Source organism: Sphingobium sp. (assembly GCA_023266575.1).
Classification (GTDB): domain Bacteria; phylum Pseudomonadota; class Alphaproteobacteria; order Sphingomonadales; family Sphingomonadaceae; genus Sphingobium.
Map to the genome: position 1 here is coordinate 299,102 of JAHFPV010000002.1, position 25,501 is coordinate 324,602.

At 63.5% G+C, this 25,501-nt stretch carries 17 protein-coding genes and 1 tRNA gene; 11 read left to right on the top strand and 7 right to left on the bottom strand.

Annotation, left to right across the window (positions count from 1 at the left end; all coding sequences use genetic code 11):
- Positions 1-9: 9 nt before the first annotated feature.
- From hemH to Q0D44_RS03910, 3 genes are read right to left on the bottom strand one after another with little or no spacing between them, the layout of a single operon-like run.
- Positions 10-1,020 (bottom strand): ferrochelatase, encoded by a 1,011-nt coding sequence (gene hemH, locus Q0D44_RS03900; protein WP_294132653.1) that lies wholly within the window; start codon positions 1,018-1,020, stop codon positions 10-12.
- Complete coding sequence (locus Q0D44_RS03905; RefSeq protein ID WP_294132660.1) at positions 1,017-3,284, bottom strand: molybdopterin cofactor-binding domain-containing protein; 2,268 nt, start codon at positions 3,282-3,284, stop codon at positions 1,017-1,019. The genes hemH and Q0D44_RS03905 overlap by 4 nt, the downstream gene beginning before the upstream one ends.
- A gap of 38 nt (positions 3,285-3,322) precedes the next feature.
- A complete protein-coding gene (locus tag Q0D44_RS03910; protein ID WP_294132663.1) occupies positions 3,323-3,757 on the bottom strand; it encodes a CoA-binding protein in 435 nt (144 codons plus the stop codon).
- Between the two features lie 74 nt (positions 3,758-3,831).
- Between Q0D44_RS03910 and Q0D44_RS03915 the strand changes: the two genes are divergently transcribed.
- Positions 3,832-4,290, top strand: coding sequence for a GNAT family N-acetyltransferase (locus Q0D44_RS03915; RefSeq protein WP_294132666.1), 459 nt, complete (start codon positions 3,832-3,834; stop codon positions 4,288-4,290).
- Here Q0D44_RS03915 and Q0D44_RS03920 read toward each other — a convergent pair whose 3' ends face one another.
- Positions 4,291-5,259, bottom strand: coding sequence for an Mrp/NBP35 family ATP-binding protein (locus tag Q0D44_RS03920; protein ID WP_294132669.1), 969 nt, complete (start codon positions 5,257-5,259; stop codon positions 4,291-4,293).
- A gap of 73 nt (positions 5,260-5,332) precedes the next feature.
- On the opposite strand from Q0D44_RS03920, the gene hflK reads away from it, so the two are divergent.
- The 7 genes from hflK (at position 5,333) to Q0D44_RS03955 (ending at position 14,419) form a co-directional block, all read left to right on the top strand.
- Positions 5,333-6,454: an FtsH protease activity modulator HflK gene (hflK, locus tag Q0D44_RS03925; RefSeq protein ID WP_294132673.1), complete on the top strand. Its 1,122-nt coding sequence runs from the start codon at positions 5,333-5,335 to the stop codon at positions 6,452-6,454.
- On the top strand, positions 6,454-7,302 hold the full coding sequence (locus Q0D44_RS03930; protein ID WP_294132680.1) for a protease modulator HflC: 849 nt from the start codon (positions 6,454-6,456) through the stop codon (positions 7,300-7,302). The genes hflK and Q0D44_RS03930 overlap by 1 nt, the downstream gene beginning before the upstream one ends.
- Before the next feature lie 133 nt (positions 7,303-7,435).
- On the top strand, positions 7,436-8,944 hold the full coding sequence (locus Q0D44_RS03935) for a Do family serine endopeptidase (protein ID WP_217671709.1): 1,509 nt from the start codon (positions 7,436-7,438) through the stop codon (positions 8,942-8,944).
- A gap of 163 nt (positions 8,945-9,107) precedes the next feature.
- Positions 9,108-10,739, top strand: a complete 1,632-nt coding sequence (locus tag Q0D44_RS03940; RefSeq protein ID WP_294132683.1) for a helicase HerA-like domain-containing protein — start codon at positions 9,108-9,110, stop codon at positions 10,737-10,739.
- Positions 10,740-10,829: 90 nt separating this feature from the next.
- Positions 10,830-12,134: an MFS transporter gene (locus tag Q0D44_RS03945; protein ID WP_294132685.1), complete on the top strand. Its 1,305-nt coding sequence runs from the start codon at positions 10,830-10,832 to the stop codon at positions 12,132-12,134.
- The gene (gene cysK, locus Q0D44_RS03950) at positions 12,131-13,060 is read left to right on the top strand and encodes a cysteine synthase A (protein WP_294132687.1); all 930 of its coding nucleotides are present in this window, start codon (positions 12,131-12,133) and stop codon (positions 13,058-13,060) included. The genes Q0D44_RS03945 and cysK overlap by 4 nt, the downstream gene beginning before the upstream one ends.
- A 21-nt stretch (positions 13,061-13,081) precedes the next feature.
- A complete protein-coding gene (locus tag Q0D44_RS03955; protein WP_294132689.1) occupies positions 13,082-14,419 on the top strand; it encodes a cell wall hydrolase in 1,338 nt (445 codons plus the stop codon).
- A gap of 8 nt (positions 14,420-14,427) precedes the next feature.
- Here Q0D44_RS03955 and Q0D44_RS03960 read toward each other — a convergent pair whose 3' ends face one another.
- The 3 genes from Q0D44_RS03960 to Q0D44_RS03970 all read right to left on the bottom strand — a co-directional run bounded on the left by Q0D44_RS03960 (position 14,428) and on the right by Q0D44_RS03970 (position 15,300).
- On the bottom strand, positions 14,428-14,637 hold the full coding sequence (locus Q0D44_RS03960; RefSeq protein WP_006950609.1) for a hypothetical protein: 210 nt from the start codon (positions 14,635-14,637) through the stop codon (positions 14,428-14,430).
- 68 nt (positions 14,638-14,705) lie between these two features.
- The gene (locus Q0D44_RS03965; RefSeq protein WP_294132692.1) at positions 14,706-14,846 is read right to left on the bottom strand and encodes a hypothetical protein; all 141 of its coding nucleotides are present in this window, start codon (positions 14,844-14,846) and stop codon (positions 14,706-14,708) included.
- Positions 14,847-14,961: 115 nt separating this feature from the next.
- Complete coding sequence (locus tag Q0D44_RS03970; RefSeq protein ID WP_294132694.1) at positions 14,962-15,300, bottom strand: DUF6481 family protein; 339 nt, start codon at positions 15,298-15,300, stop codon at positions 14,962-14,964.
- Positions 15,301-15,826: 526 nt separating this feature from the next.
- Here Q0D44_RS03970 and rpoB point away from each other — a divergent pair.
- The 3 genes from rpoB to Q0D44_RS03985 all read left to right on the top strand — a co-directional run bounded on the left by rpoB (position 15,827) and on the right by Q0D44_RS03985 (position 24,610).
- Positions 15,827-19,990 carry a DNA-directed RNA polymerase subunit beta gene (gene rpoB / locus Q0D44_RS03975; protein WP_294132700.1) on the top strand — a complete coding sequence of 1,388 codons (4,164 nt, stop codon included), beginning with the start codon at positions 15,827-15,829 and terminating at the stop codon, positions 19,988-19,990.
- A gap of 82 nt (positions 19,991-20,072) precedes the next feature.
- The gene (gene rpoC / locus Q0D44_RS03980; RefSeq protein ID WP_119745667.1) at positions 20,073-24,329 is read left to right on the top strand and encodes a DNA-directed RNA polymerase subunit beta'; all 4,257 of its coding nucleotides are present in this window, start codon (positions 20,073-20,075) and stop codon (positions 24,327-24,329) included.
- A gap of 207 nt (positions 24,330-24,536) precedes the next feature.
- A tRNA-Gln gene (locus tag Q0D44_RS03985) sits at positions 24,537-24,610 on the top strand.
- The last annotated feature ends 891 nt before the right edge of the window (positions 24,611-25,501 follow it).

A 25,501-nucleotide genomic window follows, 5' to 3' on the forward strand; every position in this document is an offset into this window, starting at 1 on the left:
TCTTCCTGACTAACCGGGCTGGTTGATCCAGCCCGAAAGCTCGCGACCCAACAGCCTCTGATAGAGAGTGATAGCCGTCGGAGAGGCGTTTAGACAGGGCAAATAGGCAAAATTTTCACCCCCTTCGGACAAAAAAACATCTTTCGCACGCAGGGCGATTTCCTCTAGGGTCTCAAGGCAATCCGCCGAGAATCCGGGCGTTGCCACGGCAATGTTTCGGACACCTTGTTGTACCAGTTTGGCGAGGGTCGCTTCGGTTTCCGGCTCCAGCCATTTGGCCCGGCCGAAGCGTGACTGGAAGCTCATATGCACGGGCAGCGAGAGGGCTTCGCGCAGCAGACGGGCCGTCTTGACCGACTGGCAATGATAGGGATCGCCCAGGTGCAAGGTGCGTTCGGGCATACCGTGGAAGCTGGCAAGCAGGGCATCGGGGGTGAAGTCGAGCGCGGCGATGCTGCCTTCGATCGAGACTTTGAGCGCCGCGATATAGGCCGGATCGTCATGATAGGGCGGCAGGGTGCGGATGGCCGGTTGCCAGCGCATCGCCCTGAGCGCGGCGAAGGCCGCGTCATTGGCGGTCGCGGTCGTGGCCCCGCTATATTGCGGATAGAGCGGCGCGAGCAGGATGCGGTCGCAGCCCGATGCTTTCATCGCGGCGAGGCGCGAGGCGATCGACGGATTGCCGTAGCGCATCGCCCAGTCGACCACCACGCCATCGCCCATCGCCGCCTGCATCGCATGGGCGGTATCGCGGGTGTGGAAGGCGAGTGGCGACCCCTGGTCGGTCCACACCTGTTGATAGGCATGGGCGGATTTTTTGGGCCGGGTGGTCAGGATGACGCCGCGCAGGATCGGCTGCCACAGCAAAGGCGGGATTTCCACCACGCGGCGGTCGGACAGAAATTCCGCGAGATAGCGCCGCACCGATTTGGCGTCGGGCGCATCGGGCGTGCCAAGGTTGATGAGGAGGACGCCCACTTTGGGCGCGGGGATGGCGGGATGGTCTGGTGGCAGGGTCATGAGCTTCCCAGTAGCGGCAGGCTGCGCAAACGCTGACCTGTCCATGTGTACAGGGCGTTGGCGATGGCCGGGGCGACCAGCGGCGCGGCAAGATCGGTCACGCCAGCGGGCGGCGCGGTGCTGCGGATCAGTTCCACCGTCACTTCGCCGATGTCGGCGAGGCGCGGCAGGTTCATGCGGCCCAGGATCGCGCGGGTCGGCAGGCCGCGCTCATAGGGAACGGACGCGCCCATGGCATAGGCGAGGCCATAGATCAGACCGCCCTCAATCTGTTGCTGCGCAATGTCGGGATTGACCTGATCGCCGACATCGACGGCGGCGATGATACGGCCAACGCTCAGCCGATTGCCGCGCATGGCGGCTTCGACCATGACCGCGGCATAGGCGCCGTTCATCATATGGGTGGCGATCCCCTGCCCGCTGCCCGCTATCCCGCCCTGCCAGCCGCCCATGGCCGCAGCGGTGGAGAGGCAATGGGCGAGGCGAGGATTGCCGCCGAGCATCTGGATGCGGAAGGACATCGCCTCGATCCCCGCCAGATGGGCGAGTTCGTCGACGAAGCTTTCGGTGAAGAAAGCGCCGTGGAGATGGGCGTTGCCGCGAGTGAAGCCCACGGCCAAGCCAACGTCGCAGGGATAATGATCCACCGCCCAGTGGGGAATGGCATAGGGCGGGACCATGCCCGCCACGGCAAGCCGGGTCGCCTTGTCCGCTGAGGTGGCCGCCGCTTCATGGGGGAGCGCACCGTCGGCGATGCGCGCCCAGGTCTGGGTCATGGCGCAGGGGGCCGCGACCTTGGCCAGCCAGCCTTCGATCGCGCCGTTGCGTCCGAGCTTTGCCGCCATCCGGGCATGGGCTGGGGCGGACGGGCGGTCCTGAATCACATCTTCCAGCCGCGACCAGAGCAGTTGCACCGGACGGCCCATGTCGCGCGCGATCAAGGCCGCCTGCACGCCAGCGTCCCAATCCATCTTGCGGCCAAAGGAGCCGCCGGCGTGGAGCGGATAGAGGGTGACGGCGCTTTCCGGCAGGTCCAGCGCATCGGCGATGGCAGCGCGGGCGAGGCCGGGAGCTTGCGTCGCCAGCCAGACTTCCGCGCCCTCATCGGTCACGCGGGCGGTGGCGCAGAGCGGTTCGAGGGCGAGGTGCAGCCCGGCATCGACCTGATATTCGCTGGCCAGGATCGTCGCACCCTCGAACACCGGGAGCAGATCGCCCTGGGCATAGAGGCGGCGGCCCGATGAACTGGAGAAGGCTGCCTCCAGCGTATCGTCTATGGTCGCGCTGCTGACCGGGATGCCGCGCAGGGTAAAGATCGGGTCGGCAAGATCGAGCGCCTTGTTCGCCGCCCACCAGTTGGTCGCGACGGCGGCGAGCCAGCGGTCCTGCCGGATCAGCTTGAGGAATCCGGTGACGCTGCTGGCGGACCGCTCGTCCAGTCCGGCGAGGGTGGCGTCGCCGATCGGCCCCTGCCGGATCGAGGCATAGACCATGTCGGGCAGGCGGATGTCGGCGGCGAAATTATGGCTGCCGTCAATCTTGGACGGGGTGTCGAGCCGGGGCAGGTCCTGCCCCGACAGTCGCCCATCCTGCCCCTGTCGCAACGGCAGGATGGCGGGCAGGTCGAAGCCGACGGCCTGCTCCACGACATCGCCAATCTTCATCCTCCGGTCGCCACCGTCGGTGATCAGGCCGTTCTGGATGTCGCAGCTTTCCCAGGGGATGTCCCAGTTCGCCGCCGCCGCCTTGCACAGCAGTATGCGGGCAGCTGCCCCGGCGTCGCGGCACGCGTCATGGAACATCGGGACCGATGTGCCGTCGCCGGTTAGCATCAGCGCGTTGCGGGTGGCATATTGGCCGAGCGCCCAGTCGCCAGCGTCACCCAGCAGCCGGGTCCAGTCGCTCGACAGCCAGTCGCGGGCCAGCAATGTGTTGGCATAGAGCGGGCTGATCGGCGCGCTTTGTACCGCGACGGTGCGCCAGTCAGCACCCAGTTCGTCCGCGACGATCTGCGGCAGGATGGTGGTGACCCCCTGCCCGGTTTCGGTCTGCGGCACGATGACGATGATCTGGCCGGAACGGTCAATCTTGAGGAAGGCGTTGACGATCGTTTCGCCGGGCGCGGCATTGAGATTGGGCGCGTAGCGGCGCGGCCATGTGCCCCAGGCGATGAGCAGCCCGGCTACAGCGCCACCGCCCACCAGCAGCGTGCGCCGGTCGATGCCCTTGATCCGGTCAGTTTTCTTTCGCGGGAAGCGGGCCATAGCCGCCTGATAGAGGGGCAGGCGCGGGCTGGAAAGCGTTATTCCGCCGCGATCGGCGCGATGCCGAGGCGGGGGATTTCGATCGCGGGGCAATGGTCCATCACGACCTTCAGCCCAGCGGCTTCGGCGCGGGCAGCGGCGGCGTCGTTGATGACGCCCAGCTGCATCCAGACCGCCTTGGCCCCGGCGGCGATGGCGTCGTCCACGACCTCGCCAGCAGCCGCGCTGTTGCGGAAGATGTCGACCATGTCGATCGGCACGCCAATGTCGGACAGGCGGCCCCAGACAAATTCGCCATGGACATGTTCACCCGCAATCTGCGGGTTAACCGGCAGGACGCGATAGCCATGGTCCTGAAGGACTTTCATGACATGGTTGCTGGCGCGGTCGGGCCGATCGGATATGCCGACCAGCGCAATGGTGCGGGTTTCGTTGAGCAGGGTGGCGATGTCCTGCGGGGCATTGAGGGGCATGGGGAATTTCCTTTATATCCATGACGCGGCAGATGCCGGGATGTTCCCGGTCCGGGGGAAATGAGGATGATAGCATGTTCGATATTCGCGTCGATGATCTCAGCGGTGCGCCTACGCGCGACCTGCTGAGATTGCATCTGGCGGGGATGCAGGCCCATTCTCCGGCCTGTGGCGTGTTCGCGCTGGACGTGTCAGGGTTACAGGCGCCGGATGTTATCATGTGGTCGGTCTGGATTGGGGCGGATATTGCCGGAATCGGTGCGCTGCGGATGATCGCGCCGGGCCATGGCGAGATCAAGTCGATGCGAACCCATCCCGACCATTTGCGCAAGGGCGTGAGCGCCGCGTTGCTGCGCCACATCATCGCGGTGGCGCGCGACCAAGGAGCGGCGCGCCTCAGCCTGGAAACGGGGAGCGGCCCAGCGTTCGATCCGGCGATTGCGCTGTATCGCGCCCATGGCTTTGTCGAGGGCGCGGCGTTCGGCGATTATGCAAATAGCGACTTCAACTGCTTTTATCACCGCGACCTGTAATCAGGCGGCCTGCGCCCCCAGCCAGTCGGCGACCTTTTGCGCGATCGCGCGGAAGGCGTCGGCATGGATGCCCTCGCCTGCCGCCGGGGGATCGCCCGCGTCGGACTGGCGGCGAATGTCGATGGCGAGCGGGACGCGGCCCAGGAACGGCATCGCCATCTCGCCCGCTGCGGTTTCCGCCCCGCCAGTCCCGAACGGGTCGGAAATTTCGCCGCAATGGGGGCAGGCATAGCCCGCCATATTTTCAACCAGCCCAATCATCGGCACGCCGACCTGCGTAAACAGGCTGACGGCGCGGGTCGCGTCGATCAGGGCCAGATCCTGCGGGGTGGAGACGATCACCGCGCCCGCCGGCTTATGTTTCTGCACCATGGTCAGCTGAATGTCGCCGGTGCCGGGCGGCATGTCCACGACCAGCAATTCCGTCTCGCCCCAGTCGGCGTCGATCAGTTGCGACAGGGCATTGCCGACCATCGGCCCGCGCCACGCCAGCGCTTTGCCGGGTTCGACCAGATGCGCCATCGACAGCATCGGGATGCCGAGTGTGCCGGTGACGGGGATCAGTTTCTTCTCGCGCGCTTGCGGCTTCTGATCCTCGCTGCCCATCAGCCGGGCTTGCGAGGGACCGTAAATATCAGCGTCGACTAGGCCGACCTTGTGGCCAAGGCGGTGGAGCGCGACTGCCAGATTGGCGGACAAAGTGGATTTGCCCACACCGCCCTTGCCCGACGCCACCGCGATGATGCGCAGCGGGCGGCGTTCAGCGGTCTGGGCGATGCGGACGTCGGTGACGCCCGGCACGGTCAGCCCGCCGTCGCGGATCGCGGCGAGGATCGCGTCGCGCTGGTCGGGGCCAAGCCCGCCCACGTCGAGCGCGAGGGTCATGATGCCGTCCTTGACGCGCGGCGCGCTGGCGCGGCCATTGGTCAGGGCGGTCAGGCGGGCGGTAAAATCGGCGATATCGGTCATGGCGACGCCCTGTAGGAAATAATCGCAGCCATTGGCACTGTTTTTCGTGGATAAGCCTTCCTATAGAAGAGCGATGAAAAGAATTTTCGGGTGGATGCCCGGCATCATGAGCATGGCTCAAGGGCCTTGGGGCGGAAAAAGCGACGGGCCGGATGGCAATGACGGGAAAGGGCCGGGCGGCGATGGCGGCCCGCGCAACCCATGGACCCAGCCCAGTCGGCCCACCGGCCAGAAAGGCCCGTCGGCGATCGACGAACTGCTGCGGCGAGGGCGCGAAAGCTTTGGCCAGGGCGGCGGCGGCTTTGGCGGCCTGCCCCCGCGCGCCAATGGCAAGGCGCTGTGGCCCATCGCTATCGCCCTGCTGGTGATATTGTGGCTGGTGCTGACCAGTTTCCACCGCGTCGGCCCGCAGGAGCGCGGCGTCGTGACCTTCCTTGGCAAATATAGCCGCACCCTGTCACCGGGCATCAGCCTGACCATGCCCGCCCCGTTCGAGACGGTATCGACGGTGGACGTGGAAGAAATCCGCACCATCGACGTCGGATCGACCAATGCGGAGAGCGAAAATCTGGTGCTGACCGGCGACCAGAATATCATTGATCTCGCCTATTCGGTGCGCTGGAATATCCGCAACCCGGAACTCTATCTGTTCCAGCTGTCGGACCCGGACGCAGCCGTGCGCGAAGTCGCCGAAAGCGCGATGCGGTCCGTGCTGGCCAGCGTCAGCCTGGACGATGCGCTGGGCGCGGGGCGCACCGCGATCGAGCAGCAGGTCGAACAGCGGATGCAGGAGATATTGAATGGCTATCGGTCGGGCATCCTGATTCAGGGTGTCGCGATCAAGCAGGCCGATCCGCCAAGCGCGGTCAATGATGCGTTCAAGGCGGTGTCGGCGGCGCAGCAGACGGCGCAAACCTATCTGAACGAAGCGCGTGCCGCCGCCCAGCAGGTGACCGCCAAGGCGCAGGGCGAGGCCGCGTCGTTCGACAAGGTTTACGAACAATATCGCCTGTCGCCCGACGTGACCCGCCGCCGCATGTATTATGAAACCATGGAGGGCGTGTTGTCGAACGTCGACAAGACCATCGTCGAAGGCGGCAATGTGACGCCCTATCTGCCCCTGCCCGAAATCAAGCGTCGCGCGCAGGCGACCGCCGCCGCCCCCGGCGGGACCACCGTTACGGGAGGCCAGTGATGCCAGTCCTATTGCGCCAACCCATCGCGCTTGCGCTGATCGCGCTGTTCCTGCTGATCGTGGTCGGTAGCACGGTGACGATCGTGCCGGAAACCCGGCAGGGCGTGATCGTGCGCTTTGGCGATCCCAAGGCGATCATCAACCGCTATCGCCAGAATGAGACGTTCGGCAATACCGGTGCGGGCATCATCCTGCGCTGGCCGTTCATCGACCAGATCGTGTGGATCGACAAGCGGGTGCTGTCGGTCGAGATGGAGCGGCAGCAAGTGCTGTCCACCGACCAGCTGCGTTTGCAGGTCGATGCCTTCGCCCGCTATCGCATCGTCGATCCGCTGCGCATGTATATTGCCGCTGGCAATGAGGAGCGGGTGTCGGACGCGCTGCGCCCGATCCTGGGGTCGGCGCTGCGCAACGAATTGGGCAAGCGGCCCTTTGCCGCGCTGCTCAGCCCCGAACGCGGCCAGGTGATGCAGAATATCGAGGCCGGGCTGGACCGGGTCGCGCGCCAATATGGGGCGGAGATTGTCGATGTGCGGATCAAGCGCGCCGACCTGCCCGACGGCACGCCGCTGGAAAGCGCCTTCACCCGGATGCGGACGGCGCGCGAGCAGGAAGCGCTGACGATCCGCGCGCAGGGGGCCAAGCAGGCGCAGATCATCCGCGCCGAAGCGGACGCCAATGCCGCGCGCATCTATGCCGAAAGCTTCGGGAAAGACCCGTCCTTCTATGATTTCTATCGGGCGATGCAGAGCTATCGCTACACCTTCTCGCCCGATCGCACCGGGCAGACCAACATCATCCTGTCGCCGAACAACGAGTTTCTGCAACAGTTTCAGGGACGCAAATAAGGGTTCACCGATGCTGCGGATCATTTCGGAACCAGCATCATTCAATGAGGGTTAAGGCAAGGCGGCGCATGTCCGGCTCTCCATCGAGAGTCCCGCCTTCCATTTCCTGAAGATCATGAGAGGACCGTCACGAGTGCGTTACGCTTATGCCATTACCGGCGCCCTGTTGCTGGGCGGCACCGCCATAGCCATCACGTCCCCCAATGTCGGCGCGCAGACCGCGCAGAATGAAGGATTGCAGGCCGCCGCCCCGGCGGGCGCGCCCGCAAGCCTGGCCGACATGGTCGAAAAGCTGCAACCGGCGGTCGTCAACATTTCCACCAAGCAACGGGTGGCGGTTCCACAGAACCCCTTTGCCGGCACCCCCTTTGGCGACCTGTTCGGCCAGGGCCAGGCGCCGGGCGGACGGCCGCAGACGCGGCAGGCCCAGTCGCTGGGGTCAGGCTTCCTCATTTCGGCTGACGGCTATATCGTCACCAACAACCATGTCGTGTCAGCAGGCGCGGAAGGCGCCAGCGTCGATTCGATCACGGTGACGCTGACCAACAAGGAAGAATATAGCGCCAAGCTGGTCGGCCGCGATCCCGCGACCGATCTGGCGGTGCTGAAGATCGACGCGAAAAAGCCCCTGCCCTTCGTCAAGTTCGGCGACAGCAGCAAGGCGCGCGTGGGTGACTGGGTCGTCGCGATCGGCAATCCCTTCGCCCTGTCCGGCACCGTGACGGCGGGCATCATCTCCGCCCTGCATCGCGGCACTGGCGGCACCTATGACAAGTTCATCCAGACCGATGCGTCGATCAACCAGGGCAACAGCGGTGGCCCGATGTTCGACATGCGCGGCAATGTGATCGGCATCAACAGCCAGATTTTGTCGCCGTCGGGCGGCAATGTCGGCATCGGCTTTGCCATTCCATCCGAACAGGCCGCGCCGATCGTCGCGACCCTGCGTCAGGGGCAGAGCGTCAAGCGCGGCTATCTGGGCGTGCAGATCAGCCCGCTGGGTGAAGATCTGGCCGATTCGCTGGGTCTGGCCAAGAATCGCGGCGAATTCGTCCAGGGCGTCGAGCCGGGCAAGGGCGCGGACAAGGCCGGGATCAAGGCGGGCGACGTGATCGTCGCCGTCAATGGTCAGGAAGTGAACCCGGACCAGAATCTGTCGTCGATCGTCGCCAGCCAGCCGATCGGCAGCAAGGTGCCGATCGTCCTGCTGCGCAACGGGCAGCGCCAGACGGTCACCGCGATCGTGGGCGAGCGTCCGTCCGAGGATGAGCTGACCAACTTCGCCCCGCAACAGGATGAGGACTTCAGCCAGCAGGACCAGAATCCGGGTCAGGCGGCGCAGCAGTCGCTGGGCATTTCGGCGATCCCGCTGACGCCGAGCATCATCCGCCAGCTGGGCGTGGCTGCCGATACGCGCGGCGTGGTGATCACCGCTGTTGACGGTTCGACCGATGCCGGGGCCAAGGGGCTGCGGCGTGGCGACGTCATCATCAGCGCCAACAACCGCCCGGTCACCAGCCAGGCGGAGCTGGACGCGCAGGTCAAGGCAGTGGCGGCGCAGAACCGCAACGCCATCCTGCTCCAGGTGCTGCGTCGCGGCCAGCAGCCGATTTTCCTGCCGGTGCGTTTGCGCGATAAATAAGCGCGGCGCTTGCCGGACCATGCTTCCGCTCTGTAGGGTGGATGCAGCCATATCAGACCCGTTCGGGCTGAGCCTGTCGAAGCCGCTTCCTTGAAAAGGGAAGAAGAACGGCCCTTCGACAGGCTCAGGGCGAACGGGTATTTTTTGTCAGGGGATTGGACGGATGAGCGACGGCATTTTCATTGGTCTGGGCGCGCCGGACAAGGATGGCGGGATCCGTCAATTGCTCAACCTGCGCCGGGCCAACCGCCATGGGCTGATCGCGGGGGCGACGGGCACGGGCAAGACGGTGACGTTGCAGGGGATTGCCGAGAGTTTTTCCGCGCTGGGCGTGCCGGTGTTCCTGTCCGACGTGAAGGGCGACCTGTCCGGCATCGCCATGGCCGGTTCCCCGACCTTCAAAAATGCCGACAAGCTGGTCGCGCGGGCGGCAGAGATTGGCCTCTCCGATTATAGCTATGCTGATAATCCGGCGATCTTCTGGGATCTCTATGGGGAACAGGGTCACCCCATTCGCACCACCGTCAGCGAGATGGGGCCGTTGCTGCTGGCGCGACTGATGGGCCTCAACGAAACGCAGGAAGGCGTGCTGACCATTGCGTTCAAATATGCCGATGAGGAAGGGCTGCTGCTGCTCGACCTTGGCGATTTGCAGGCGATGCTGGCCTATTGCGCGGAGAATGCCGATACGTTGTCGGCGCGCTACGGCAATGTCACAAAGGCTAGCGTCGGCGCGATCCAGCGGCAATTGCTCCAGCTCGAAGCCCAAGGCGGCGCGCATTTCTTTGGCGAACCGGCGCTGGACATTCATGATTTTCTGAAAGTCGACGAGCAGGGTCGCGGCTATATCAATGTGCTGGCCGCCGATAAGTTGATGCAGAGTCCCAAGCTCTATGCGACCTTCCTGTTGTGGCTTTTGTCCGAACTGTTCGAGACGCTGCCCGAAGTGGGCGATCCCGACAAGCCGGTGCTGATCTTCTTCTTTGATGAAGCGCATCTGCTGTTCGACGAGGCGCCCAAAGCGCTGACCGACAAGATCGAGCAGGTGGTCCGACTGATCCGGTCGAAGGGGGTGGGCGTCTATTTCGTGACCCAGAACCCGATAGACATACCAGAGGAAGTCGCCGGGCAATTGGGCAATCGGGTGCAGCACGCGCTGCGCGCCTTCACCCCGCGCGACCAGCGCGCGATCAAGGCGGCGGCGGAGACGTTCCGCATCAATCCCGACCTTGATGTCGAGACGGCGATCACGCAATTGAAGGTCGGCGAGGCGTTGGTGTCGCTGTTGCAGGAGGATGGATCGCCCGGCATCGTCCAGCGCACGCTGATCGCGCCGCCGCGATCAAGACTGGGGCCGGTCTCTCCCAAGGAGCGGGCGATCATCCAGTCGATTTCGCCGGTGGCGGGCAAATATGACGAGGCGATCGACCGGGAATCGGCGGAGGAAATTCTTGCCGCGCGCGGCAATGCCGCAGCGGCGGCCGCAGAGGCGAAGAAGGCGCAGGACGAAGCGGAGCGGACTGCCGCCGTGCAGGCCAAGGCCGAAGCCAAGCAGCGCGAACAGCAGATCAAGGAACAGGCGCGCGCGGACGCTGCCGCTGCGCGCGAGGCCGCCAAGCCATCGGCGATCGACAAGGCGATCCAGTCCGCCACCCGCGCCGCCGGTTCATCGGTCGGGCGGCAGGTCGCCAACGAACTGGGCCGCGCGGTGTTCGGCGGATCGAGCCGCAAATCGTCGGGCGGCGGGATTGCAGGGAAGCTGGTGCGCGGGATTTTGGGCAGTTTGTTCAAGTAAAGCCATCGCATCGCGGGGCCAAGAAAAGCTGCGTCCTTTGCCTGGCACCATGGTTGCCTGTTTGCGGGGACAGCGGCTAAAGCCTTTGGCATGACAGCCCCCTCCCCGCATCGCCATCCGCTGCATTTCGGCGATTTTCGGGCCTATCTGATCGGGCGGATGACCGCGGTGCTGGCGCAGTACAGCATGATGATCGTGCTGGGCTGGCAGGCCTATAATATCGCGCGGGAAACAATGACGACGGCGGGCGCGTCGGCGCAGCTGGGGCTGATCGGCCTGGCGCAATTTTTGCCGCTGTTTTTCCTGACGCCGCTGACCGGCTGGGTCGCGGACCATTATGACCGGCGGATCATCACCCGGCTGACGCTGACGATGCTGACAGCGGCGGCGGGGTTGCTGGCCTTTGCAACGTTTCAGGGCTGGGTCGGGCTGCCGCTGATCTTCGGCATTGCCGTCATCGTCGGCATTGCCCGCGCCTTCAACGGCCCCGCTTATGGCGCGCTGGCCCCCAATCTGGTACCGCGCGAGGTGTTGCCCAATGCTATCGCCATATCCGGCGTGGTGTGGCAGGCCGGGTCGATCGTCGGCCCGGCGCTGGGCGGCTATGCCTATGCGGCGACGCCTTGGGGCGCCTATGCGCTGGCGGCGATCCTTTATGGCGTGGCGCTGGGCGCGATGATGCTGATCGGCCCGGTGCCGCAGCCCGAACGCGACATCAGCCGCCATCCGATCCGCCAGATGATCGACGGGCTGACCTATGTGCGGACCAACCGGCTGGTGCTGGCGACGATCACGCTGGACCTGTTTGCGGTGCTGCTGGCGGGGGCGACCGCGCTGCTGCCGGTCTATGCCCGCGACATATTACATGTGGGGTCGGCGGGGTTGGGGCATCTGGCCGCCGCACCGGGGATCGGCGCGGGGCTGATGGCATTGTGGTTTTCGTTTCGGCCGTTGAAGAATGACGTCGGCGTCAAGATGCTGGGGGCGGTTGTCCTGTTCGGCATTGCCACCATAGCGTTCGGCTGCACCGCCTTCCTGCCGCGCAGCATCGCGATGGAATTTGGCATCGGCGCGCTGGTGGTGCTGGGCGCGGCGGACATGATTTCGGTGTTCGTGCGCCAGTCGCTGGTCCAGCTCCATACCCCCGACGCGATGCGCGGGCGGGTGTCGAGCCTGTCGCAACTGACCATTTCCGCCTCCAACGAACTGGGCGAAGCGGAAAGCGGCTTTCTTGCCGCGCTGGTCGGGCCGGTTGCCGCTGTCATTGGCGGTGGCATCGGTGCTATCGTCATCACCCTGTTCTGGGCGCGGCTCTTTCCCGAATTGCGCCTTGCACGCACCTTCGACCCACCCGACATAAGGGCGGCGGACCTCAGCCAGGAGAAAGCCCCATGAAAGCTGCCACGATACTCGAAACCATCGGCAACACCCCCCATGTCCGGGTGAACCGGCTGTTTGGTGATGCGCCTGACGGCACAGAGGTGTGGATCAAGTCGGAACGCTCCAATCCGGGCGGGTCGATCAAGGACCGGATCGCGCTGGCCATGATCGAGGCCGCCGAAGCGTCTGGCGACCTGCAACCGGGCGGCACCATCATCGAGCCGACTTCGGGCAATACCGGCGTGGGGCTGGCCATGGTCGCGGCGGTGAAGGGTTACAGACTGGTGCTGGTCATGCCCGAAAGCATGTCGATCGAGCGGCGGCGGCTGATGCTGGCCTATGGCGCCAGTTTCGACCTGACCCCCCGCGAAAAGGGGATGAAGGGCGCGATCGAGCGCGCGCTGGAGCTGGTGGCGCAGACCCCCAATAGCTGGATGCCGCAGCAGTTCGAGAATCCCGCGAACATCGCGGTCCATGCCCGCACCACCGCGCAGGAGATATTGGCCGATTTCGCCGACGCACCGATCGACGTGCTGATCACCGGCGTCGGCACCGGCGGGCATATTACCGGCACGGCGGAGGTGCTGAAACAGGCCTGGCCGGGGATCAAGGTCTATGCGGTCGAGCCGACCCTGTCGCATGTCATCAGCGGCGGCCAGCCCGGCCCGCACCCGATCCAGGGGATTGGCGCGGGATTCATTCCGGCAAACCTGCATACCCAGTTGCTCGACGGAGTGATCCAGGTCGATCCGGCTGACGCGAAGGAGTATGCGCGACGGTCGGCCAGCGAGGAGGGAATCCTTGTGGGCATTTCTTCGGGCGCGACGCTGGCGGCGATTGCGCAGAAGCTGAAGGAGCTGCCCGCAGGCAGCCGGGTGCTGGGCTTCAACTATGATACGGGCGAGCGCTATCTGTCGGTGCCCGATTTCCTGCCGGAATAAGGGATTAGCAGCGCCAGCAGCATGACCGACGCTTCATCCTCCAATCAGCCGCGTCCGTGGGTGTGGCTGGTCTGGCTGGCGCTGTTTGTCGGCCTGCCTGCGGTCGTGGCGGGGTGGGAAAGTCGGCTGCAGGTTGTTCACGGCCGGGCCCGCTTCGCCACCGCCGCGCGCAGCGTGCGGCCACCCAGTCCTCCGCCGAAGGTCGAGCCGGTGGCCGTCTATGCGCTGGATGCGGATCGGGCGCGGGCGGTCAATGCCGCCATCCCCTTTTCGCGGCTGCGCAATCCGGCGGCGCGCCCTTTCCTGTTCAACGGCAGCGAGACGGATTTGGCGCGAGCGGTCGATTGTCTGGCGGCGGCGCAGATTTACGAAGCAGGCGACGATGCGGTGGGGCAACAGGCCGTCGCGCAGGTGGTGCTGAACCGGGTGCGCCATCCCGCTTTCCCCAATACAGTGTGCGGGGTCGTGTTTCAGGGGCAGAAACGGACGACGGGCTGCCAGTTTACCTTTAGCTGCGACGGCGCGCTGGCACGTACCCCCTCCCCCGCTGCCTGGGAGCGGGCGCGGAAAATTGCCAAGGCTGCGCTGACAGGCAAGGTGTTTGCGGCGGTTGGCTATGCGACCCATTATCATACCGACTGGGTCGTGCCCTATTGGAGCGGGAGCCTGGACAAGCTGACCGCCGTGGGGACGCATCTCTTCTTTCGCTGGCGTGGCTGGTGGGGGACGCCGCCTGCGTTTCGCGCCGGGAGTGCGGCGGGGGAGCCGCTGATCGGCCAGATCGCGCGGCTGTCAGCGGCGCATCAGGGTGCCACAGACTTGTTGACGGCTGGATCGCCTGCCCTGTCTGCCACGGGCGCAGCCGCCGATCTCGCGGCAAGGCCTCTACAGGCGATTGGCGCGGAGTCGCTGGGCAAGGAGATGGCCGGGGTGCGGCTGGTCGCGGTTGCGCCCGGAGCCAAGGCTTTTCTGGTGGAACTGGGCCGGGACACCGACGCGGATAGCTGGCCTGCCATCGCGCAGACATTTTGCGCCGGGCGGGGCGAGTGCCGGATCATGGCGTGGCGCGCTGGCAGCGCACCTGCCGGACTGCCGCTCAATGACAAGCAGATGGAGGCGATGAGCTTCGCCTATATCCACAATGTCGGGAGCGGATTGCAGCGCGCCCTGTGGAATTGCGCCCAGACGCCGCGCGCCGTGAAGGGCGAATGCATGCGCCAGCGCGTGCCGACGACTGTTACGACCGAAACAGGGCTGGCCGGTGTACGACGCAAGCAACGGTTCGAGACGGTGACGATCTCGCCGGTGCCCAAATCTCCCGTTTCTGGGGCCGGGACAGTCCCGGCCGCCAGCCCGTAGGCAAAGACTTATTTCGTCGCGAACTGGCCGGCTTCGGCCTTGAACATGTCGCGCGCGAAGGCGCGGACGGCGGTCGCGGTCTTGAATTTCTCGTCCTGAAGCAGCGACGAGGTCAGCGGATAACCCTGCGAATTATAGCGGGTTTCCCGCACGGTCAGGCGGAAATGGCCTTCTTCATCTTTGCTGATCAGGAAGGGACGGATTGCTGCGCGGCTCATAGGGCCTCCTTTTGAATGACAGAAAAAAGGGGAGCGCCAACCGGCGCTCCCCCCGACATGATCAATATTTAGCCCACCATATCCGCAACGATCTGCTTGAGCTGGTTAGCGGACAGGGTGCCGCCCGGCGTCAGGCCGGGATGATAAGGGCGCTTCCTGTCGAACAGCGAGAGCGTGGGGCGTGGGCTTCTGGGTGAATGGTTATGCAAAATTATTCCTCGCGGCCAATGCCGCGTAACAAGTGATTTAGGCCCATAGCGGCACCATGCCGGCCATGCGACCATGAGTGTGTGAGCCGCGCCATCGGGCGCGACCGGGACGCTGTCAGCGCCCGCCTTTACGGGCCTTGCGGGCCTGATAGCGCGCGTCGCGCGCAGCCTTGCGTTCTTCGTCGGTCAGTTCCGGCTTGATCGCAGCAGCGGCGGCTTCCGCCTCCAGACGCGCGCGTTCCATCTTGGCGGCGCGTTCTTCTTCGCGGGCGAGCTTGGCCAGCCGACGCTTTTCCTGTTCGGCTGCTGCCTTGGCTTCAGCTGCGGCGGCCCGTTCGGCCGCCAGCACCGGATCAACCGGGGGCTTGGCCCGCAGCTTGGCAAGCGCCTTGTCACGCGCCTGTGTGGCGAGCGCCCTGCGTTCCTGAAAATCGGGTTCCTTATATTTCAGCATTCGTTCTAATCTGTCCTGCATTGCGCATGATATGAAAGGGATGCGCGACTATTCGCACATCCCGGCTTTGTGAGGCGCGATGGGGGACAAGAGGAGAAGCCTTCAGGCAGTCCGATATCCGTCAAAAGGCGACGTAAGCAAAATCCAGATAGCAGCTGTTGCAGCAAAAGGGAAGGTGCGGGCAAAAACGGGGCTGTGACTCTGGCGCAGCGGCGGCGCTTACCCCCTTCACAAAGGGCTATGCCTGTCCTATATGCGCCCTTCGAAATCCGGTTCAGGCAGCTTTACGGCATGGCAGGAACCGTCTCCCGAATCGTCCGGGGTACAGGGTCGCATTGCGCACGATCACTGGCAGTATGGGGCGAATTTGGCGGGTTACAAGACGCTGACAGTGCGGTTCGGACAGTCCCGACCCGCACTTTTTTGCGTGGATGCAGGGGTACGAATCACCCCCTCCCATTCGCGTTCAGGCTGAGTTTTCGCTGCGATGCGAAAAATACGCGACGAACGAAGGCAAGGACAACGCATGGCGACCAAGGCTCCCTCCATCAGCAACACCGGCGCGAAGAAGCGCATCAGAAAGGTGTTCGGCGACATCCACGAAGTGGTGCAGATGCCGAACCTGATTGAGGTTCAGCGCGAAAGCTATGAACAGTTCCTGCGGTCGGACCCGTCGATCGGCTATGTGTCGGGTCTGGAAAAGACGCTGCGCAGCGTGTTTCCGATCCGCGATTTCGCCGGCACCGCCGAAATGGATTTCGTCCATTACGAGCTGGAAGACCCCAAATACGACACCGAGGAATGCCGTCAGCGCGGCATCACCTATGCAGCGCCGATGCGCGTTACCCTGCGCCTGATCGTGTTCGAAGTGGACCAGGACACCGAAACCCGTTCGGTTCTGGATATCAAGGAGCAGGACGTTTACATGGGCGACATGCCCCTGATGACGGGCAACGGCACCTTCATCGTCAACGGCACCGAGCGCGTGATCGTCAGCCAGATGCACCGTTCGCCGGGCGTGCTGTTCGACCATGACCGTGGCAAGACCCATTCGTCGGGCAAATATCTGTTCGCCGCGCGCGTCATTCCCTATCGCGGTTCGTGGCTGGACTTCGAGTTCGACGCCAAGGACATCGTGAACGTCCGTATCGACCGCAAGCGCAAGCTGCCGGTCACGGCTTTGCTCTATGCGCTGGGCCTGACCGCCGAAGAGATTCTGGGTCACTTCTATAACAAGGTGACCTTCGTGCGCAGCGAAGGCGGCTGGCAGATTCCCTATCTGGCGGAAGCCTGGCGCGGCCTGAAGCCTGCCTTTGACATTGTCGATGGCAATTCGGGCGAAGTCGTGTTCGCCGCCGGTCACAAGATCAGCCCCCGCGCCGCCAACAAGGCGGAAAAGGATGGCCTGACCACGCTGCTGATCCCGACCGAGGAAGTCTATGGCCGCTACAGCGCCTATGACCTGATCAACGAAACCACCGGCGAGATTTACATCGAAGCCGGTGACGAAGTGACGCCCGAAAATCTGGAGAAGCTGGACAAGGCGGGCATCGACCGTCTCGAACTGCTCGACATCGATCATGTCGGCACCGGTCCGTGGATCCGTAATACGCTCAAGGCCGACAAGGCCGAAGAGCGCGACCAGGCTTTGAGCGATATCTATCGCGTCATGCGCCCCGGCGAACCGCCGACGAAGGAAACCGCCGAATCGCTGTTCGCGGGCCTGTTCTTCGATCCTGAGCGCTACGACCTGTCGGCGGTTGGCCGTGTGAAGCTGAACATGCGTCTCGACCTGGACGCAGAGGACACCGTCACTACGCTGCGGACCGAGGATATTCTGGCCGTCGTCAAGGAACTGGTGAACCTGAAGGACGGCAAGGGCGAAATCGACGATATCGATAACCTCGGCAACCGTCGCGTCCGTTCGGTCGGCGAGTTGCTGGAAAACCAGTATCGCGTCGGGCTGCTGCGCATGGAGCGCGCCGTCAAGGAGCGTATGTCGAGCGTCGACGTGTCGACCGTGATGCCCAACGACCTGATCAACGCCAAGCCCGCCGTGGCCGCGGTGCGTGAATTCTTCGGCTCCTCGCAGCTGTCGCAGTTCATGGATCAGACCAATCCCTTGTCGGAAGTCACCCACAAGCGCCGCGTGTCGGCGCTTGGGCCGGGTGGTCTGACGCGCGAACGTGCAGGCTTTGAAGTCCGCGACGTTCACCCGACCCATTATGGCCGTATCTGCCCGATCGAAACGCCCGAAGGCCCTAACATCGGTCTGATCAACTCGCTGGCCACGTTCAGCCGGGTCAACAAGTACGGCTTTATCGAAACGCCCTACCGCAAGGTCATCGACCATAAGGTGACGGACGAGGTCGTGTATCTGTCCGCCATGGAAGAGGCCAAGCACACGATCGCGCAGGCCAACGCCGAAGTCGATGCCGACGGCCATTTCGTCGAGGATCTCATCTCCAGCCGCGAAGCTGGCGAGTTCCTGATGGCGCCGCGCGACCATATCACACTGATGGACGTCAGCCCCAAGCAGTTGGTGTCGGTTGCCGCATCGCTCATTCCGTTCCTGGAAAACGATGACGCAAACCGCGCGCTGATGGGTTCGAACATGCAGCGTCAGGCGGTGCCTCTGGTACGCGCCGAAGCGCCGTTCGTTGGCACCGGCATGGAAGGCACGGTTGCCCGTGACTCCGGCGCGGCGGTCGCATCCAAGCGGGCGGGTATCGTCGATCAGGTCGATGCGACCCGTATCGTCATCCGCGCCACCGGCGACATCGCGCCGGGCCAGTCGGGCGTGGACATCTACACGCTTCAGAAGTTCCAGCGTTCCAACCAGGACACCTGCATCAACCAGCGTCCGCTGGTGAAGGTCGGCGACCTGATCGAGGCGGGCGACGTCATTGCCGACGGTCCCTCGACCGAGTTCGGTGAGCTGGCGCTGGGCCGCAACACGCTGGTCGCGTTCATGCCCTGGAACGGCTACAACTACGAAGACTCCATCCTGATCTCCGAACGGATCGTGAAGGATGACGTGTTCACCTCGATCCATATCGAGGAGTTTGAGGTCATGGCCCGCGACACCAAGCTGGGGCCAGAGGATATCACCCGCGATATCCCGAACGTCGGCGAGGAAGCGCTGCGCAACCTCGACGAGGCGGGCATCGTCTATATCGGCGCCGAAGTGGAGCCGGGCGATATCCTGGTCGGCAAGATCACCCCTAAGGGTGAATCGCCGATGACCCCGGAAGAAAAGCTGCTCCGCGCAATCTTCGGTGAAAAGGCGTCCGACGTGCGTGACACGTCGCTGCGTCTGCCGCCGGGCGTTGCTGGAACGGTCGTTGAAGTGCGCGTGTTCAACCGCCACGGCATCGACAAGGACGAGCGCGCCATGGCGATCGAGCGGGAGGAAATCGACCGCCTGGCCAAGGACCGCGAGGACGAACGCGCCATCCTGAACCGTGCGACCTTCAATCGCCTCCAGGAAATGCTGTTGGGCCAGACCGCCACGGCCGCGCCCAAGGGCGTGCGCAAGGGCGTCGAGATCGACGAAGCGCTGCTGGGCGAAGTCGAGCGTCATGAATGGTGGAAATTCGCGGTGGCGGACGATGTCCGTCAGGCGGGCATCGAGGCCGTCAAGGCGCAGTATGACGAAGCCGTGAAGATCATCGTCGACAAGTTCGAGGATCGCGTCGACAAGCTGCAGCGTGGCGACGAGCTGCCGCCGGGCGTGCTCAAGATGGTCAAGGTGTTCGTGGCGGTGAAGCGCAAGCTGCAGCCGGGCGACAAGATGGCTGGCCGTCACGGGAACAAGGGCGTCATTTCGCGCATCCTGCCGGTCGAGGACATGCCGTTCCTGGAAGATGGCACGCATGTCGACATCGTGCTCAATCCGCTGGGCGTGCCGTCGCGCATGAATGTCGGGCAGATCTTCGAAACGCATCTGGGCTGGGCTGCCCGTGGCCTTGGCCAGCAGCTCAAGCACGCGCTGGAAGAATGGCGCGAGGCCAATCCCAACCCGTCGGCGGGCGACATGCCCGACGCGGTCAAGGACCGGTTGCTGGCCGCTTATGGTCCGCAATATGCCGCCGAGATCGAAGCGCGGACGCCCGAACAGATCATCGATCTGGCCGAGCATCTGGAACGCGGTGTGCCGATGGCAACGCCGGTGTTCGACGGCGCGCGCGAAGCGGACGTGTCGACCATGCTGGAGCTGGCAGGGCTGCATTCATCGGGTCAGAGCGACCTGTTCGATGGCCGCACCGGCGACAAGTTCGACCGCAAGGTCACGGTCGGCATCATTTACATGTTGAAGCTGCATCACCTTGTCGACGACAAGATCCATGCCCGTTCGATCGGTCCCTATTCGCTCGTCACCCAGCAGCCGCTGGGTGGTAAGGCGCAGTTCGGTGGCCAGCGCTTCGGGGAAATGGAGGTCTGGGCGCTCCAGGCCTATGGTGCCGCCTATACGTTGCAGGAAATGCTGACGGTGAAGTCCGATGACGTGGTCGGCCGCACCAAGGTCTATGAAGCGATCGTCAAGGGCGACGATACGTTCGAAGCGGGCATCCCCGAAAGCTTCAACGTTCTCGTCAAGGAAATGCGCTCGCTGGGTCTGAACGTGGAGCTGAACACGCTCGACGAGATCCCAGAGGACGAAGGCGGCTTCGCGGCAGCGGCGGAATAAGGGTTTCAGGCCCAAGCCTAGCGCAAGACATCCCCTCCCCTAACCCCTCCCGCAAGCGGGAGGGGAACTGAGGAAAAAGAATATGAACGAACTGACCAACTTCGCCAATCCGGTCGCCAAGACCGAGACTTTCGACCAGATCCAGATCGGCCTTGCCTCGCCTGAGCGCATCCGCAGCTGGTCCTTCGGCGAGATCAAGAAGCCCGAAACCATCAACTATCGCACGTTCAAGCCTGAGCGTGACGGCCTGTTCTGCGCGCGTATCTTTGGCCCGATCAAGGATTATGAATGCCTGTGCGGCAAGTATAAGCGCATGAAATATAAGGGCATCGTCTGCGAAAAGTGCGGTGTCGAAGTCACGGTGAGCAAGGTGCGCCGCGAGCGCATGGGGCATATCGAACTAGCCGCGCCGGTTGCGCATATCTGGTTCCTGAAGTCGCTGCCTTCACGCATCGGCCTGCTGCTCGACATGCAGTTGAAGCAGCTGGAGCGCGTCCTCTATTTCGAGAGCTATATCGTTATCGAGCCGGGCCTGACCCCGCTGGAGAAGTATCAGCTTCTGAACGAGGACGAACTGCTCGACGCGCAGGACGAATATGGCGAGGACGCTTTCTCCGCCGGGATCGGTGCCGAAGCGGTCAAGCAGATGCTGATGGACCTCGACCTTGAGGGCGAGAAGCAGGTATTGCTGGAAGAGCTGGCGACGACCAAGTCGGAGCTGAAGCCCAAGAAGATCATCAAGCGTCTGAAGGTCGTCGAAAGCTTCATCGATTCGGGCAACCGCCCCGAATGGATGATCCTGGACGTCGTTCCCGTGATCCCGCCAGAACTGCGCCCGCTGGTGCCGCTGGACGGTGGTCGCTTTGCGACGTCGGATCTCAACGATCTCTATCGCCGCGTCATCAACCGTAACAACCGCTTGAAGCGGCTGATGGAACTGCGCGCGCCGGACATCATCGTCCGCAACGAAAAGCGCATGTTGCAGGAAGCGGTCGACGCCCTGTTCGACAATGGTCGTCGTGGCCGCGTCATCACCGGCGCAAACAAGCGTCCGCTCAAGTCGCTGTCCGACATGCTCAAGGGCAAGCAGGGCCGCTTCCGTCAGAACCTGCTCGGCAAGCGCGTCGACTATTCGGGTCGTTCGGTCATCGTGACTGGTCCTGAGCTGAAACTGCACCAGTGCGGGCTCCCTAAGAAGATGGCGCTCGAACTGTTCAAGCCGTTCATCTATGCCCGTCTGGATGCCAAGGGTCTGTCCATGACCCTGAAGCAGGCCAAGAAGTGGGTCGAGAAGGAGCGCAAGGAAGTCTGGGATATCCTGGACGAGGTGATCCGCGAGCATCCCGTGATGCTGAACCGCGCACCGACGCTTCACCGTCTGGGCATCCAGGCGTTCGAACCCGTGCTGATCGAGGGCAAGGCGATCCAGCTTCACCCGCTGGTCTGCTCGGCCTTCAACGCCGACTTTGACGGTGACCAGATGGCCGTCCACGTTCCGCTGTCGCTCGAAGCGCAGCTGGAAGCGCGCGTGCTGATGATGTCCACCAACAACATCCTTAGCCCTGCGAACGGCAAGCCGATCATCGTGCCGTCGCAGGACATGGTGCTGGGCATCTATTATCTGTCGATGGAGCGCGAAGGCGAGCCGGGCGAAGGCATGTTGCTGAGCGACATGCAGGAAGTGCATCAGGCGCTGTTCACCAAGTCGGTGACTCTGCACAGCAAGATCATCAGCCGCGTGCCGCAGACCGACGAGGCGGGCAACAGCTACCTCAAGCGTTATGAGACCACACCGGGCCGCATGTTGCTGGGCGAATGTCTGCCGCAGAACCACAAGGTGCCGTTCGACGTCGTCAACCGCCTGCTGACCAAGAAGGACGTCGGCGACGTGATCGACGAGGTCTATCGTCACACCGGCCAGAAGGACACGGTACTGTTTGCCGACGCCATCATGGCGCTGGGCTTCAAGCACGCATTCCAGGCGGGCATTTCGTTCGGCAAGGACGACATGGTCATCCCCGACAGCAAGGTGACCCTGGTTGACGAGACCAAGGCGCTGGTGGCCGACTATGAGCAGCAATATCAGGACGGCCTGATCACCCAGCAGGAAAAATACAACAAGGTGATCGACGCCTGGTCGGGTTGCGGCGATCGCGTCGCCAACGCGATGATGGACGAGATCCGCGCCCAGCCCAAGGACCCGCAGACCGGCCGCCTGGCGCAGATCAATTCGATCTACATGATGGCGCACTCCGGTGCGCGTGGTAGCCAGGCGCAGATGAAGCAGCTGGCGGGTATGCGCGGCCTGATGGCCAAGCCTTCGGGCGAGATCATCGAAACGCCGATCATCTCCAACTTCAAGGAAGGCCTGACCGTCCTTGAATATTTCAACTCCACCCACGGCGCCCGCAAGGGTCTGGCCGACACCGCGCTCAAAACGGCAAATTCGGGTTACCTGACCCGCCGTCTGGTCGACGTCAGCCAGGATTGCACGATCGTCGAGGAAGATTGCGGCACCGACCGCGCGCTGGAGATGAAGGCGATCGTCCAGGGCGGTTCGACCATCGCGTCGCTTGGCGAACGTATCCTGGGCCGCACCACGGCACAGGACATTGTCGACAGCAAGGACGGCACCGTCATCATCCCGATCGGCACGTTGCTCGACGAACCGATGATCGCCAAGATCGAGGCGATCGGCACCCAGGCGGTGAAGATCCGCTCACCCCTGATCTGCGAAAGCAAGATGGGCGTGTGCGGCAAATGCTACGGCCGTGATCTGGCCCGTGGTACGCCGGTCAATATCGGTGAAGCGGTCGGCGTCATTGCGGCGCAGTCGATCGGTGAGCCTGGCACCCAGCTGACGATGCGGACCTTCCACATCGGCGGCGCGGCGCAGCTCAACGAAACGTCGAACCTGGAAGCGATTGCCGACGGGACACTGGAACTGCGCGACATGCCGACGATCACGGACAGCCGTGGCCGCCGCCTGTCGCTCGCCCGCAACGGCGAACTGGCGATCATCGACAATGAAGGCCGCGAGCGCGCGGTGCATCGCCTGCCTTATGGCGCGACCATTCTCTTCGAGAATAACGCACCGGTTAAGCAGGGCGACCGGATCGCCGAATGGGATCCGTTCACCATGCCGGTGATCACCGAACGTCCGGGCATCGTCAAATATGTCGACCTGATCGACAGCAAGACGCTGACCGAGCAGACCGACGAGGCGACCGGCATTTCCCAGAAGGTCGTCACCGAGCATCGTGGCTCCAGCCGCACCAAGGAGGATCTACGTCCGCGCCTGACCCTGCTGGACGATGGTTCGGGCGAAGCGGCCCGCTACATGCTGGCCGTGGGCGCAATGCTGTCGGTCGAGGATGGTCAGACGGTGCAGGCCGGTGACGTGCTGGCGCGTGTCAGCCGCGAAGCCGCCAAGACCCGCGACATTACGGGCGGTCTGCCGCGCGTGGCCGAGCTGTTCGAGGCGCGCAAGCCCAAGGACAACGCCATCATCGCCAAGGTGTCCGGCCGCGTCCAGTTCCTCAAGGACTATAAGGCGAAGCGCAAGATCGCCATCAACCCTGAGGATGGCGGCGAACCGGTCGAATATCTGATCCCCAAGAGCAAGGTGATCGACGTTCAGGAAGGCGACTATGTCAAGCGCGGCGACAATCTGATCGGCGGTTCGCCCGATCCGCACGACATTTTGGAAGTTCTCGGCATCGAGCCGCTGGCCGAATATCTGGTCGCGGAAATCCAGGAAGTCTATCGCTTGCAGGGCGTGAAGATCAACGACAAGCATATCGAGACGATCGTTCGTCAGATGTTGCAGAAGGTCGAGATCATCGAGTCCGGCGACACCACCTTGCTGGTGGGCGAGCAGGTCGATCGCGAGGAAATGGACGAGATCAACGCCAAGCTGGCGCCGGGCTTCCTGCCTGCTGCCGGCAAGCCGGTGTTGCTGGGCATCACCAAGGCCTCGCTCCAGACGCGCTCCTTCATCTCGGCGGCGTCCTTCCAGGAAACCACCCGCGTCCTCACGGAAGCGGCGGTTCAGGGCAAGAAGGACACGCTGGTTGGCCTGAAGGAAAACGTCATCGTCGGCCGTCTGATCCCGGCAGGCACCGGTGCGGGCATGAACCGCCTGCGCGTCGCCGCCTCCTCGCGGGACGCAGCGATGCGCGCTGCGCTGCGGGCGTCGAGCCAGGTCGACCTGATCGCGCCCGCCAGCGCGGCGGCCGAACATGCCGCCGAACTGCGCCAGGGACCGGAAGCCGCGATTGGCGACGATCCGCTGGGTGCCGTGCAGGGTGAAGATTTCACCACGCAGGACATGGACTGACATTTTGAAAGCGCGGGGGCCGTTTCCTACATGGGGAATGGCTCCCAAGCGCGTTGCCCCTAACCGGGCAACGCAAATGCCCGCCGGATGCGTTTGACGCGCCGGCGGGCTTTTCTTTTGGTGGCATCTTTTGGGCTAAAATGCTCTTGACCTGCCCCCTGCCCCCGCCTATTTGCGGCCTCCCAAGCGCATGGCGCTAAGGATTGATGCCCGATCCTCTAATGGTAAGAGAGCGGACTCTGACTCCGTCAATCAAGGTTCGAGTCCTTGTCGGGCATCCATTATTTCCTGTTTAAAATCAGTTAGTTGGCTAGCAAGCACTGCTGCTGCAACGTCGCTTTTTTGTCGCACGCCAATCCCGCGCATTTCCGCCATTTTCTGAGGTTTTCCGCGCGTTCCCGGTCACTCCATGCAACAGGAATGCGACATGGCATGGCTGCCATTCCCATGCGATGCGGCTGATTCTGCTAGTGGGGGCGTTTCTACGCCACGCGGGGGCACTTCTACTCTCTATCCCATTCATTGGGCTCAGAAGCCGGGACTGCCGAGTGGCGGTCTCCGATAATGATCTCGATGGTTCGGACATCCAGGTCCATCACGATCCTAGCCTGGTCGAAACCGGCTGCCTTCACGGCTTTGCAAGCGCGATCCATGTCTGCTTGAGTTATCCTGGCTGGATTTGTCATATGCTGCCCTCTGCGAATTAAAGACGGGATGGCAGACAAATGATGGATGACGAGCATTCATCGCGGATCCCGCACTATCATTCAGTCCGAGTGCCTGCTCTCAAAGTCCGCAAGTACATGCTCATCCTCCAATAACGCCAATCCTGACGCGGCAGACCCGAAGTTCTAACAATCGAAGCGGCTCGGATAGGGAATTCGTGCCTTAAATGGGGTTCTTCACCGCTTAGTCCCCACCAATGGCTCAGGTAGGACCCGCGATTTTCGCTCGTGCAGCCCGGCCGCAGAGACCACCAATGACCTTTCCAGCTATTGCCTATGCCCCATTGGGCCGGCGGACACGATCGCGTCCAGAAGCCCTGCTGTGGCCTTCCAAACCGGCTCGCCTATCTCGCTAAGGCACTTTGGGAGCCTCCCCGGCCATGCCGCTCAACAGCCAATTTGCCGTCTGAGACTCGAAACTAATATCGTAATAACGGTGCAACGGGT